Source organism: Actinoplanes sp. NPDC023801 (genome assembly GCF_040639655.1).
GTDB lineage: Bacteria > Actinomycetota > Actinomycetes > Mycobacteriales > Micromonosporaceae > Actinoplanes.
The window spans coordinates 191127-205289 of record NZ_JBFAAI010000003.1; the positions used below are offsets into that span (position 1 = coordinate 191127).

Here is a 14163-nt window from a genome sequence, read left to right on the forward strand (position 1 = left end):
CGATTTGCCCGCTTAGCCCAGAATCCAGCCCGCCGGCCGTACTCCAGCACGGCCGGCGGGCTCGGGGTCACGGGCGGCGTTCGGCCACCAGGACAGCGTCGTGGATGGTGATGGCACGGCCCTCCGGATCGGTCCCGGGGCGGGGGCGGGCCTCAGCCGTGACGACCTTCCAGCTGTCCGGCGGCAGCAGTGCCGCGATCTCCTCGGCGGTGAACAGCATGTCCGGGAAGTGCATCCGGCCGACGAACGTGGCCAGGTCCAACGGATGGTGGCCGACCACCAGCAGGGTGCCGCCGGGCGCGACGGCCGCCGCGAGACGCGTGTACAACTCCCGGCGCGGCTCCGGCGGAAGGTGCATGAACTGAGCGCTGACCAGGTCGTAACCCTCTCCTGCAGGGTCTTTCTGAAGGTCCGCGTGCCGGAAGGTGATCTTCTCAGCCACCCCCGCCTCGGCCGCGTGCCCGGCCGCCCGTTCCAGGGCCACCGTCGAGATGTCCACCGCGGTCACCTCCCAGCCGCGCTGCGCCAGCCACACCGTGTCCGCGCCCTCGCCGCAGCCCACGTCCAGGGCCCGGCCCGGGGTGGTCGCGCTCACCTCGGTGACCAGCACCGGATTGGGGCGGCCGCTCCAGACCGCGTCCCGGCCCCGGTACCGCTCCTCCCAGGCACTCTCGGTGAACATGGTGGCGATCCGTTCCCGGTAGGCGGCGACCGCGACCCGGGTGTCCTCGGCGATCAGATCCATGTTGATCGCCGCGGCAGCGGACTGGCCACCGGCGATCGCCGCCGCGACCGTCGCGCCCAGGTTCGTCACGTTCCCGGCCACCCATACGCCCGGCACCGTGGTGGCGCCGCTCTCGTCCGACGACACCCGCCGCCCCAGCAGATGGCCGTGCATCTCGAACGCGGCCGACTCCAGGCCCAGCGACTCCAGCACCCCGGATCGCGCGGTGAACCGGGGGCCGGCGACCACCGCGTCCACCGCCACCACGTCACCGTCGGTCAGGCGTACGCCGGTCAGCCTGTCCCCGGAGATCTGCAGGCCCTCGATCGCGCCCGGCACCACCGGGATGCCCCGGGCCGCCAGTTCCTCGCTCTGCTCGGTGCCGGGGGCGACCCCGCCGTTGAGCAGGATCAGCACGTGCGGGGAGATCTGCCGCCACATCTGCGCCTGGTGGAAGCTGAGCGGCCCGGTCGCGATCACACCGATCCGGTGGTCGCGCAGTTCCCAGCCGTGGCAGTACGGGCAGTGCGCCACGTCCCGCCCCCAGCGCTCGGCCAGTCCGGGGATCTCCGGCAGCTCGTCGACCAGGCCGGTGGCGATCAGCAGCCGGCGGCCACGGACCGTGCCGTGGCCCGCAAGTGTCACCCGGAACGCGTCGCCGTCCCGGACCGCCGACTCGGCCTGACCGCTGAGCACCTCGGCGCCGTACCCGATGATCTCGGCCCGGCCGGCGGCCAGCAGTTCACCCGGCGGGGTGCCGTCCCGGCCCAGCAGGTTGTGCATGTGTGCGGCCGGCGCGTTCCGTGGTTCGCCGCTGTCCACCACCAGCACCGACCGCCGGGAGCGGGCCAGCGCCAGCGCCCCGCTCAGCCCGGCCGCGCCGCCACCGATCACCACGACGTCGTACGTCTTCTCCATCGCTGGTCGTCCTCTCTCGCCCGTCTCTGCGCCCACCGTGCTCCGGCCCCGGAAGGTTGGCAACTATCGTTGCCGTTATGGCAAAAGCGCTCGCCGCCGTCGGTCCCCGGCTACGTGAACTACGACAGCAACGCGACATCACGCTCACCCGTCTGGCCGAGACCACCGGCATCTCGGTGAGCACCCTGTCCCGGCTCGAGTCCGGCAGCCGCCGGCCCACCCTCGAACTGCTGCTGCCGCTGGCCGAGGCGTACCAGGTCACCCTCGACGAACTCGTGGACGCACCGGAGACCGGCGACCCACGCGTCCGCGCCCGCCCCATCCAGCGCGACGGCCACACCTTCATCCCGCTCAGCCGCAGACCGGGCGGGCCGCAGGCCTTCAAGCAGATCCTGCCGCCCGGACCGGCGCCGTGCGGACAGGAACAGCAGACCCATGAGGGGTACGAGTGGGTCTACGTCCTCTCCGGCCGCGTCCGCCTGCTGCTCGGCGACCACGATCTGCTGCTCGAAGCGGGCGAGGCCGCCGAGTTCGACACCCGCCTGCCGCACGCGCTGTCGAACGCCGGCCCCGAGCCCGCCGAGTTGATCAACATCTTCGGGCCGCAGGGCGAACGCCTCCACGTCCGGGCCCGCAGCACGGGGTCCTGACCCGCCGCCTCATATCCGGCTGAGATCGGCCTCCAAGGGAAAGGGCACGGTCAGCTTGACGACGCCGGCGAAGACGTCGCTCTCCCGGTAGCGCCCCGCCGCCGGATCGAGAATGTAGGTGTAGACCAGAGGCGCACCGGCCGCGGCCTGTTCCACGCGCCAGTAGAACCGGATTCCCGCCTTCGCGTACTGCTCGGCCTTGACGATCCGGTCGGTCGTCTCCGATCCGGGTGAGACGACCTCGACCACCAGAAGCACATGCTCGGGCCGGGTCGGCGTGACGTCGATGGTGTCGGCCCGGTAGACCGTGACGTCCGGACGGCGGTTGTTGAGCGGCACGTCCTGAAGCCGGACGTCGAAGTCGGTGTCGGCGTTCCAGTCCGGACCCGCGGCGGCATCCAGGGCGTTCGCCAGGAGCCGGGCCAGGCGGTTGTGCCGTTTCGACGCGCTCGGGCTCACGAGGACCATCCCATCCACGATCTCGATGCCCGCGCACTGCTCCGGGGTCCACGTCGCGTACTGCTCGGCCGTCACCAGCTCATGCATCCAGGCCGGCGTGACCATCCCGGCAGTCATACACACCTCCCGAACCATGAACGGACACCGGCTTCAAAATACCGGGGCACGTCAGCGGCTGACGACGTTGCGCAGCGGCGTCCCGGCGACGAAGGCGGCCAGATTCTCGGTGAGCAGGTCCGAGGCACCGAGCGGGCGGCCCCCGGCGGCGTGCGGGCTGATGATGACGTTCGGCTCGTCCCACAGGCCGGAGTCCGCGGGCAGCGGCTCGGTGTCGAACACGTCCAGGGCGGCGCCGCCGAGACGGCCGGACCGGATCGCTGTGAGCAGGGCGTTCTCGTCGAGGGTGGTGCCCCGGCCGACGTTGACGACCCAGGCGTGGGCGGGCAGGCGGTCCAGGATCGCGGCGTTCAGCACCCCGGCGGTCTCCGGGGTGGCCGGCAGGATGTTGATCAGGACGTCGGTGGACGGCAGCAGACCCGGCAGGTCGGCGCCGGTCACCACCGGGAAGCCGTGCCGGGTCCCCGCGTGGCGCGCGACCCCGGTCACGTGCGCCCCGAGGGCGGCCAGCAGCGGGGCGAGCGTCGCGGCGATGCCCCCGAAACCCCAGATCAGGACATTGGCTTCGCGGAGCGTACGAAAGGAGCCCGCGTCCCGGACCGGCTGCAGTCCGCCCAGCTCTCCCGCCCAGCGGTGCCCGATCTGTGCCCGGATCAGCAGATTCAACCGGCGGGCGCCGGCCAGCACCAGGGCCAGGGTGTGTTCGGCGACGGTCTGGTCGTGCAGGCCGAGACCGGCGGTGACCAGTACGTCCGGGGCGAACCCGGCCGCCAGCACAGCGTCCGGGCCGGCGGCGAGGGTCTGCACCCAGCGCACCCGCTCGAGCCGCTCGGCGGCGTCGGTCAGGTTCTCCCGGGTGTTGCCCCACACCACCAGTACCTCGGCGTCGAGGTGCTCCTCGGGCAGCGGGCGACGGGTGTCGTAGACGGCGGTCTGCACGCCGGCGGGCAGCTTCGGATCGAGTTCGACGGTGTCGGGCAGCAGAACCTTCATGGCGGCCAGCTTGCCAGTTCGCCCGGCACGCCGGCAGGTCGGCTGACGGCGGGGACCGGCGTCAGCCGCGCTTCTCGTACAGGGCGACGGTGGCTCGTTTCGGCTGCCAGAAGCCGATCCGGCGGTATCCGGTGCCGAGCAGTGGGCGCAGTTCGGGGCGGGCGCTGATCGGGTCGGCGCGGCGGTCGCCGACGACCAGCCAGATCCGTGGGGCCCCGGTGAGATGCCCGATCGCGTCCTGGTGCTCCTCGGCGATCAGCCAGCCCGACCGGGCGGACGGCACCCGGACCAGCGGGTCGGCCGGGGCGGACGGCTGACGGGCCAGGTAGTGATCGGTTCCGGCCCGGATGGCACGGTTCTTCGCCGGATAGACGATCACGTCACCCGGCCGCACCTCAGCTCCGATGATCTTCGCGATCGTGCGGTAGTCGGGTCCATTCTTGGCGGTGGCGAGGCGGACCGCACGCTGGCCGGGCACCGCGACGACGGCGAGCACCAGGAGCACAGCCACGATCCGGGCGACGGTGTGGCGGGGGCGTCCGATGCCGCGCCCGGTCAGGGCCACGGCGGCCAGGATCGCCAGCGGGGCCAGGATCACCAGCAGGTAGCGGGCCACCCACATCGGTGTGGCAAGGGCCGACACCACGGCCAGTACGACCGGTGGGCCGGCCGCCAGCACGACAAGCGGGACCAGCCGGGGCGGCGGCCGCCAGACCGCCAGCACGGCCAGGCCGATCAGGAGCCACACCACTTCCCGGGAGCCGGCGATCTCGGCGGGCATGGCCCGGATCCGGCCCAGCGTGATCGGGTCGACCCAGTGCAGCTGGGTGTCCTGCTGGGTGCTGCCGAGATAGGCGATCGGCAGGATCGGGACGATCGCGGCACCGGCGACGGCCGCCCAGCGCCGCGCCCGGTGGCGCCCCTCCAGCACGATCAGCGCCAGGTGCGCGGCCAGCGTGGTCAGGGCGAGCAGGTGGGACAGGCCCAGCAGCAGCACGCTCAGGCCGTACCAGATCCAGATCTTCGTGCCGCCCCGCCGGACCGCCTCGACCAGCAGGAGGAAGGCGAGGACCGCGAAGAAGCAGGCGAAGGCGTACGGCCGCGCCTCGGCCGCATACCGCGAGGTGTTGGGGACCAGGCAGAGGATGAGGCCGGCGGTGAGCCCGGTGAGCGGGGTGAACATCCGGCGCCCGAGTTCGGCGGTGGTGGCCACGGCCGCGGCCATCGCGATGATCGACGGCAGGCGCAGCGCCAGTTCGGAGGTGCCGGCCAGGGCCGACCAGCCGTGCAGCATCAGGTAGTAGGGGCCGAAGACGGCGTCCAGGTGGGGAAGCAGGTCCAGGATCTGCGCCACCGTGCGGGACGACACCTCGGCGGAGGTGGCCTCGTCCCAGCTGAGGGTGGGACGGTCGGCGCGGAACAGGCCGACAGCGAGCATGAGCAGGCCCGGCAGGACGCTGACCAGCCAGTCGGGGCGCCGCGGCCGGCTCGGTAGCGCCGGTGTGGGTGCCCGGCTCGTCACCGCGACCGCCTCCGGTCTCGTTCTGGTCTGCGTGTCGCTCACCCTGTCACCCCCGGCTGATGCCCCGTCCCCATCGGTGAGTGACACGTCGAACGGGGGTGGTGCGGATCATTCGAGCCGCACCCGGGTTCCCACAGTCGACGTCATTAGTCAGCGGAAGCGCCGCATTCGTGACGGCGATGGCACTTTCCGGCGAGGCTATCGCAGGATTCGGGTCAACTCGGCGTCCGAACCGATGGCCTCGCGGCGGGCCGGGTCGGCCACGTACTGCCGCAGGATCCAGGCCAGGTACTCCGGGTCGCCGGAGGGCATGTCGACATCGGCGCCCGCGCGCGCGTCCCGTAGCCGGACCACGGACGGCACCGCCCGGAACCGGCGGATCCGGGTACCGGTCGACACGACGGTCACGCCGTCACCGGCGAGAGCCTCCCACAAGACCTCTTTGGTAGCCGTCGGCCGGCGGATCCGGACCCCGTTCCGGTCGAGGCGCACCCCGGAGCCGCGCAGCGCGGCGAACCAGAAGGACACGAGGAAGACGAGGATCAGCAGCGTCGGCAGCCAGGACCACACCTCACCGAGCCACAACCGGTCACTCCGGACCAGGTCGCCGATCCGCTCGGCGAATACCACCGTGCCCCAGAGGACGGTGAGCGCACCGGCCATCAGCAGCGGGGTGTGCAGGACCTCGTTGATCACGAATCCGGACGGTCCCGCGTCGATCCGGAGGTGTGTCCTCAGATTCAGATGCCCGACGAACAGGACAGCGGCGAGGAACAACGCACCGAAGAAGGCGCCGATGCTCACCCATACGATCTCGACCGCCTGCACCGCGGTCCCCAGCGCCGCCGTCACCAGCAGGACGCCCAGCAGAAACCACCATCGGTGCCGGGCGGCCAGCCCGTAGAAGACGATCACCAGTGCAGCGTACGGACGAAGCGCCACCGGCGATGTCCGGCGCGGGCAGCCGGCGCGAACGACCGCGGTGCCGGATGCACCGCGGCCGTCCGGCGGAGGGTCAGCTGCCGATCGGGCCGCCGTCCTTGCGCCAGGTCACGACGACGCCGGGCTTGGCGAAGTCGCCATCGGGCCAGACCGAGGCCGGCTTCTCGACGGTCGCACCGGTGATCTCGCCCGGGTGCTGGACCGCGACGAAGACCGACTTGTCGTCCGCGGTGATGAACGGGCCGCAGGTCTCGGCGCCCTTCGGGACGGTCAGGAACTGGCGCAGGTGACCGCGCTCCTTGCCCTCGATCGGGGTGGCGAACAGGCCGTCGTTGCTGCCCAGCGCGTTGCCGTCGGTCGAGATCCACAGGTTGCCGGCGCTGTCGAAGGCGACGTTGTCGGGGCAGGAGATCGGGGAGACGGCGTTCTTGTCGTACCCGCCGAAGTAGGTGTCGGCGGCTTTCGGGTCGCCGCAGACGATCGGCAGCTGCCACGAGAAGGTGGTGCCGGTGTGGTCGCCGCGGTCCTCGGTGATCTCGAGGATGTGGCCGTGCTTGTTGGCGTTGCGCGGGTTGGCCTCGTCGGCGACCGCGTTCGTTCCGACACCGCGGTTGGAGTTGTTGGTCATCGCCGCGTAGATCTTGCCGGTACGCAGGCTCGGCTGGACGTCCTCGGGACGGTCCATCTTGGTGGCGCCGACCGCGTCACCGGCGAGCCGGGTGAAGGTGAGCACGTCGATCGCGGTCATGCCGGGGACGTACGACCGGTTGCCGGACACCAGCTTGATCCACTGGCCCTTGCCGTCGAACTTGCCGTCGGCGGGCAGCTTGCCGGTGCCGTCGATCTCGGTGGCCGGGCTGTCGCCGGTGACCTTGGCGACGTAGAGGGTGCCCGACTCGAGCAGGGTCAGGTTGTGCTTGCGGGCCCACGGCGCGTCGCTGTCGATGTACTTCTTGTCGGAGACGAACTTGTACAGGTAGTCGAAGCGCTCGTCGTCGCCCATGTACGCGACGACCTTGCCGTTCTTCGCGACGATGACGTTGGCGCCCTCGTGCTTGAAGCGGCCCATCGCGGTGTGCTTGCGGGGGCGGCCGTGCGGGTCGAACGGGTCGACCTCGACGATCCAGCCGAACCGGTTCGCCTCGTTGGGGTGCAGGGCCAGGTCGAAGCGCTCCTGCGCGCGTTCCCACTTGCGGTTGCCGCTCGGGTACCGGGCGGTGGTGGAGATGCCGTAGCGGGCCAGCTTCGGCTTGACGTCGGCCGCGACGGCGTCGCCACCGACGAAGTACTGGTTGAAGTTCTCCTCGCCGGACAGCACGGTGCCCCACGGGGTGACACCACCGGCGCAGTTGTTCAGCGTGCCGATGACGATCTTGCCGGACGGGTCGGCGGCGGTCTTCACGAGCGCGGAGCCGGCGACCGGGCCGGTCAGCTTGAACTCGGTCGCCAGCGCGGTGATGCGGCGGTTGTAACGCCGGTCCTTGCCCTTGTACACCTCCCACTTGCCGCTGCGGCCGGGACGGGTGATCTGCACGACGGAGAGGCCGTGCGCCGCCATGGCGATCTTCAGCTGCTCGACGCTGAGGTTGTCGAGGCTGGTGAAGCCACGGAACATCAGGTCCTCGTTGGTGTACTCGTGGTTGACCACGAGCAGGGCGCATTCCTTGTCACCGGGGATCGGGATCACGCCGACGAAGTCGTTGTTGTAGCCGAACTGCTTCGACTGGGCGGCCGCGGTCTGGTTGTCGATGTCGAACGCGGGCGCGCCGGGCACGACGGGGTCGCCCCAGCGGATGACCACGTGCGACTCGTAGCCGGCCGGGATGGTGACCTGGTCGAGGGTGTTCGGCGGGACGGTCTCGAAGGTCAGCTTGCCGGCCCTGTGGTGATGCCGGCCGCCGCCGTGCCCGAGAGCACCGCCGACGGCCGGAGCGGCCGCGGCGGGCGAGGCGGCCGCGAGTGCGGAACCACCGAAGCCGAGAACCATGGCGCCGACGGCACCGGCGCGGACGACCCCACGGCGGCTCATCTCGGCGTTGACCACATCACCCAGGTACGGGTTGTCCGACTGGTTCGGTACGGGGTGGTCACACGCGTTGCCACATCGGTACAGACAGGTCATCGCGTCGCGGCTGCCACCGCTGTGTCCCAGCAGCGGCAGCAGTCGACGGCTGAAGTCTGGCATATCGGTTCGTTCTCCTCGGTCCATCGTCACCATGCGATGACGGGCTGAGCGGACGCTAGAAGGCCCGGTGGACGCCGAGCACCCAGCTCGGGTGGAACCCAGGTGAACGAGGCATGAACGTCCGTCTGGTCCCTCAAGTGCCACCGCGATTCGCGGAAGGATGCGCCGACGATAACAGCGGATCCACGCTCGTTAACGCTAACAAGTTAAGTTTCCTGGCATTTCAGCGCTGCAAACATCGACCCAGAACTCTTGACAGCGGTATCGATGTTTGCGTACACATTGCTGAACCCGTCCACCGGAAACACTTCTGAAACCGTTGCGATCCGCACCGGAGGACCCCACATGCGCAGAATCCCCTACCGCCTCGCGGGCGCGGCCGCCGTTCTGGTCTCGCTCCCGCTCGCGGTCTCGCCGCCGGTCGTCGCCTACGCCGCCGAACCGGACTACACCATCACCGTGGACCCCGCCGCGACCGGCGCGGCCATCCCGAAGTCCATGTACGGCGTCTTCTTCGAGGACATCAACTACGCGGCCGACGGCGGCCTCTACGCCGAGCTGGTCCGCAACCGCTCGTTCGAGTTCAACGCCACCGACGCCGCCGGCTACCACGGACTGACCGCGTGGACGGTGGCCGGCTCGGCCGCGGTGACCAACGACGACCAGCGCCTCAACGAGCGCAACCGCAACTACCTCACGGTGACCGGCGCGACCGGCCTCACCAACGCCGGATACAACACCGGCCTCGCCGTCGCCCGCTCGGAGCACTACCGGTTCTCCGTCTGGGCGCGGGCCGGGGCGGCGACGTCTCTCGAGGTCGCGCTGCAGACCGCGGACGGCACCGCGCTCTCCGCGCCGCTGAAGGTCACGGTCTCCGGCGACATGTGGAAGAAGTACACCGGCACCCTGCGGGCCACCGCCACCAGCGACGCAGCCCGGCTGACGGTCCGGACCTCCGGGAGCGCGCGGCTCGACGAGATCTCGCTGTTCCCGCGGGACACCTACCAGGGACGCGCCAACGGCCTGCGCAAGGATCTGGCGGAGAAGATCGAGGCGCTCAAGCCCGGTTTCGTGCGCTTCCCCGGCGGCTGCCTGGTCAACACCGGCGACATGTACCAGTACACCGCCGCCAACAACTACCCGCGCGCCCGGTCCTACCAGTGGAAGGACACCGTCGGGCCGGTCGAGACGCGGGCCACCAACAAGAACTTCTGGGGCTACAACCAGACCTACGGACTCGGCTACTACGAGTACTTCCAGTTCTCCGAGGACATCGGTGCCATGCCGCTGCCGGTGGTGCCCGCCCTGGTGACCGGCTGCGGGCAGAACCGGGCCACGGTCGACGAGGCGCTGCTGCAGCAGTACATCCAGGACACCCTCGACCTGATCGAGTTCGCCAACGGCGCGACCACCACGACGTGGGGCAAGCTGCGCGCCGACATGGGCCACCCGAAGCCGTTCGGCCTCACCACGATCGGCGTCGGCAACGAGGAGAACCTGCCCGAGGAGTACTGGGCGAACTTCCTCAAGTTCGAGGCCGCCATCAAGGCGAAGCACCCGGACATGGTCGTGGTCAGCAACTCCGGCCCGGACGACCAGGGCAGCACGTTCGAGAACCTGTGGGCCAAGAACCGGGCGCACGGCTCCGACATGGTCGACGAGCACTACTACAACAGCCCGGCCTGGTTCCTGCAGAACAACAGGCGCTATGACGCGTACGACCGCAATGGTCCCAAGGTCTTCCTCGGCGAATACGCGTCGCTGGACAACAAGCTGTACAACTCCCTGGCCGAGGCCGCCTACATGACCGGCCTCGAGCGCAACGCCGACGTGGTGAAGATGGCGTCCTACGCGCCGCTGCTCGCCAACATCGACAACGTGCAGTGGAAGCCGGACATGATCTGGTTCGACAACGACGAGTCGTGGGGCTCCACCAGCTACCAGGTGCAGAAGCTGTTCATGAACAACGTCGGCGACAAGGTCCTGCCGTCGACGGCGACCGGCGCGGTGGCCCAGCCGAAGCCGATCACCGGTGCGATCGGGCTCTCGACCTGGCGTACCGCCGCGGTCTACGACGACGTCAAGGTCACCCGGCCGGACGGCACCGTGCTGTTCAGCGACGACTTCGGCGACGGCAACGCGGACGGCTGGACCTCGGTGACCAACCGCGGCAACTGGGCGGTGACCGGCGGCGGCTACACCCAGACGACCACGGACACCGAGGACACCATGGTCAAGGCCGCGACCATCAGCGAGACCGATTACGACTACACCCTGAAGGCCACCAAGACGGCCGGCGCCGAAGGTTTCCTGGTCGCGTTCGGCATCAAGGAGACCGGCCAGTTCTACTGGTGGAACCTGGGTGGCTGGAACAACACCCAGGGCGCCGTCGAGAAGGGGATCACGTCCGCCAAGGAGCAGATCCTCACCAAGCCGAACACCGTCACGACCGGGCAGACCTACGACCTCAAGGTTCAGGTACGGGGTACGAAGGTCACCCTGATCCTGGACGGCGTCGAGTGGGCCTCCTTCGACGACAACGGCGTGACCGAGCCGTTCGCACAGGTCGTCACGGAGGACACCAAGAGCGGCGAGATCATCGTCAAGGTCGTCAACGCGCAGGACACCCCGGCGGTCACGAAGATCGACCTGGGTGGGCGCAAGGTGGCCCGTACCGCGAAGCAGACCGTGATCACCGGTGACCCGGGCGAGCAGAACACCCGGTCCGCCGAGCCGATCCTGCCGGTCACGTCGACGGTCGGCGGCATCGGCTCCACCTTCACACGGGAGTTCCCCGCGAACTCGGTCACCTTCCTGCGCATCCGGACCCGATGAGGAGCCCGATCATGAACCGCCGAACCATCCTGACGGGCGGCGCCGTGGGTGCCCTCGCCGTCGTCCTGCCCGTGAGTGCCGACGGCGCGCCGCAGCCCGGCGCACTGCCCGATGATGCTGAGATCTACAGTGTGCCGACCGCCGACCCGCTGATCAGCCAGCGCGCCGACCCGTGGATCACCAGGCCGGTCAACGGCACCTACTACTTCACCGGCTCGGTCCCGGAGTACGACCGCCTGGTCGTACGCGGGGCACCCACCATCGACGGCCTGGCCACCGCCGAGGAGTCGGTGATCTGGCGCCGGCCCGCGAGCGGCAAGATGGGCGGGCACATCTGGGCGCCGGAGCTGCACCGGATCGGCGGCAAGTGGTACATCTACTTCGCCGCCGGTGACTCCGACGACGTGTTCCGGATCCGCACGTACGTGATGGAGTCGGCGCTCGACGACCCGCGCGACCCGGCCGGCTGGGTCCTCAAGGGCCAGCTCGCCACCGAGTGGGAGGGGTTCACACTCGACGCCACCAGCTTCACCCACAAGGGGAAGCAGTACCTGGTGTGGGCGCAGAGCGAGCCGGAGATCGCGGTCAACACCAGCCTCTACATCGCCGAGATGGCGAACCCGTGGACGTTCAGGAGCAAGCCGACCCGGATCGCCACGCCCACGAAGAGCTGGGAGATCATCGGGTTCAAGGTCAACGAGGGCGCGGCGGTGCTGATCCGCAACGGGAAGGTGTTCATCACCTACTCGGCAAGCGCCACCGACGCCAACTACTGCATGGGCCTGCTCACCGCGTCCGCCTCGTCGGACCTGCTGAAGCGGGAGAGCTGGACGAAGAGCCCGGATCCGATCTTCGTCTCCAACGAGAAGACGAAGCGCTACGGCCCCGGCCACAACTCGTTCACGGTCGCCGCGGACGGGAAGACCGACGTGCTGGTCTACCACGCCCGGGACTACAAGCAGATCACCGGCGACCCGCTGTACGACCCCAACCGGCACACCCGGGTGCAGAAGCTCTACTGGCACGAGGACGGGACGCCGCTGTTCGGCATCCCGGTCGGGTCGGGCGGGCCGATCGTGCGGCTGTCGCCGTCGGACCGGCCGCGCTCGTTCGTCAAGCACGTGGGTGACGCGTTCCAGGTCGCCCACGCGCCGCGGGAACTGGAGCTGACCCAGTTCCGGTTCGTCAAGGCGGCCGACGGCACCGAGACGGTCCAGTCCGTCGACCAGCCCACCAAGTTCCTGGTGGTGAGCGGGACGACCGTGTCGCTCGGCGCGACCGGCACGCCGGTGACCCGGATCGCCGCCCGCGGGGGCGGCGTGAACATCCGCGTCGCACCCGGCCAGTTCCTGCACCACCGCAACGGTCAGCTCACCGTCGCCGCCAAGGCGACGGCGTTCCGGCTGAGCTAGGTTCCTCCCGCGAAGGGCGCGCCGCGACAACGGCGCGCCCTTCGTGATCTCTTTCTCAATAAGAGGACTCTCCCACCGGTCCGGCAGGTCCTGCTCACCCTCGGCCGCTTCGGTTCCTGAAGCGTCGCCTTCGTGGAGGAGATTCCTCATGCTGTCCGCATCCAGCACACCGGTCATCGAGGCCACCCTGCCCGTCGTCGGCGAGCACCTCGACACCATCGCCGCCGAGTTCTACCGGACGATGATCGGCGAGAACCCAGAGCTGCTGAACCTGTTCAGCCGCAGCGCGCAGGCCACCGGCGAGCAACGCAGCGCGCTCGCCGGGGCGGTCGCCGCCTACGCCGCCCACCTGATCGGCGCGGGCCCACGAGGGGTGGCGTTCGAGCATGTCGTCGAACGGATCGCGCAACGGCACTGCGCGCTCGGCATCCGCCCCGAGCAGTACACGATGGTCGGCCGCTACCTGCTGCGCGCGGTCGGCACGGTGCTCGGCGACGCCGTCACGCCCGAGATCGGCGCCGCATGGGACGAGGTCTACTGGATCTTCGCGGCGCGGCTGATCGGCCGGGAGGCGCGCATCTACGCCGAGGCCGGGGTGGACGGGCGCGACCCGTGGCGCACCTTCACGGTCGCGCAGCGCATCACCGAGGCGCACGACACCGTCTCGTTCGTGCTGGTGCCGGCGGACGGCGGCCCGGCACCTGACTTCCGTCCCGGGCAGTACGTGACCGTCGCGGCCGACCTGCCCGGCGCGGGCCGCCAGCTCCGGCAGTACTCGCTGTCGCAGGCCGCGACCGGCGGCACCCTGCGGATCACCGTCCGGCGGGTGCGCGGCACCGGCGGGGCCCCGGACGGGGTGGTCTCCGGATTCCTGCACGACCATGTCCGCGCCGGCGACGAGATCTCGATCAGCCGCCCGTACGGCGACCTCGTCCTGCACCCCGGCACCGAGCCGCTCCTGCTGATCAGCGCCGGCGTAGGAGTCACCCCGATGGCGTCGATCCTGGAACACGTGGCGCGTACCCAGCCGACCCGGGCGGTGACCGCGGTGCACGCCGATCGCAGCCCGGACCGGCACCCGCTGCGCGCCGACATGGCCGTCAACGGGTCCCGGCTGCGCTCGTTCCGCAGCCTGTACTGGTACGAGGAGCACGCCGGTGAGCCGGGCACGTACCCCGGCCGGGTCGACACCGACCTCATCCCGGTCCACCCGGATGCCGTGGTCTATCTGTGCGGGCCGGCGCCGTTCATGCGGACGGTCCGGGCCGGGCTGCACCTGCGCGGTGTCCCCGACGAGCGGATCCGCTACGAGGTGTTCGGCTCGGAGCAGTGGCGGCCGGTCCCGGCGCCCGCCGCAGCCTGAACAGGCCCTCAGGTCGGCCCCTGCCGGGTCGATAGGGCGGGGC

The 14163-nt window shown here is 70.2% G+C and carries 10 protein-coding genes; 4 read left to right on the forward strand and 6 right to left on the reverse strand.

Translation table 11 applies throughout. The features are described from left to right. Positions 1-67 precede the first annotated feature (67 nt). Positions 68-1642: a bifunctional NAD(P)/FAD-dependent oxidoreductase/class I SAM-dependent methyltransferase gene (locus AB0G04_RS08005; RefSeq protein WP_360978393.1), complete on the reverse strand. Its 1575-nt coding sequence runs from the start codon at positions 1640-1642 to the stop codon at positions 68-70. Positions 1643-1719: 77 nt separating this feature from the next. On the opposite strand from AB0G04_RS08005, the gene AB0G04_RS08010 reads away from it, so the two are divergent. Then, entirely contained in the window at positions 1720-2292 is a 573-nt protein-coding gene (locus tag AB0G04_RS08010; RefSeq protein ID WP_360978396.1) for an XRE family transcriptional regulator, read from the forward strand. A gap of 9 nt (positions 2293-2301) precedes the next feature. Here AB0G04_RS08010 and AB0G04_RS08015 read toward each other — a convergent pair whose 3' ends face one another. The 5 genes from AB0G04_RS08015 to AB0G04_RS08035 form a co-directional block, all read right to left on the reverse strand. After that, a complete protein-coding gene (locus AB0G04_RS08015) occupies positions 2302-2868 on the reverse strand; it encodes a Uma2 family endonuclease (RefSeq protein ID WP_360978399.1) in 567 nt (188 codons plus the stop codon). A gap of 51 nt (positions 2869-2919) precedes the next feature. Then, the gene (locus AB0G04_RS08020; RefSeq protein WP_360978402.1) at positions 2920-3861 is read right to left on the reverse strand and encodes a phosphoglycerate dehydrogenase; all 942 of its coding nucleotides are present in this window, start codon (positions 3859-3861) and stop codon (positions 2920-2922) included. Between the two features lie 61 nt (positions 3862-3922). After that, positions 3923-5425, reverse strand: coding sequence for a glycosyltransferase family 39 protein (locus tag AB0G04_RS08025; protein ID WP_360978405.1), 1503 nt, complete (start codon positions 5423-5425; stop codon positions 3923-3925). A gap of 156 nt (positions 5426-5581) precedes the next feature. Beyond that, positions 5582-6298 carry a hypothetical protein gene (locus tag AB0G04_RS08030; protein ID WP_360978408.1) on the reverse strand — a complete coding sequence of 239 codons (717 nt, stop codon included), beginning with the start codon at positions 6296-6298 and terminating at the stop codon, positions 5582-5584. A 100-nt stretch (positions 6299-6398) separates the two neighbouring features. After that, entirely contained in the window at positions 6399-8510 is a 2112-nt protein-coding gene (locus AB0G04_RS08035) for a PhoX family phosphatase (RefSeq protein WP_360978411.1), read from the reverse strand. Positions 8511-8855: 345 nt separating this feature from the next. Between AB0G04_RS08035 and AB0G04_RS08040 the strand changes: the two genes are divergently transcribed. The 3 genes from AB0G04_RS08040 to AB0G04_RS08050 all read left to right on the forward strand — a co-directional run bounded on the left by AB0G04_RS08040 (position 8856) and on the right by AB0G04_RS08050 (position 14120). After that, a complete protein-coding gene (locus AB0G04_RS08040; RefSeq protein WP_360978414.1) occupies positions 8856-11345 on the forward strand; it encodes an alpha-L-arabinofuranosidase C-terminal domain-containing protein in 2490 nt (829 codons plus the stop codon). An 11-nt stretch (positions 11346-11356) separates the two neighbouring features. Continuing rightward, complete coding sequence (locus AB0G04_RS08045) at positions 11357-12757, forward strand: glycoside hydrolase family 43 protein (protein ID WP_360978417.1); 1401 nt, start codon at positions 11357-11359, stop codon at positions 12755-12757. Between the two features lie 148 nt (positions 12758-12905). Further along, a complete protein-coding gene (locus tag AB0G04_RS08050) occupies positions 12906-14120 on the forward strand; it encodes a globin domain-containing protein (protein WP_360978420.1) in 1215 nt (404 codons plus the stop codon). Positions 14121-14163 lie beyond the last annotated feature (43 nt).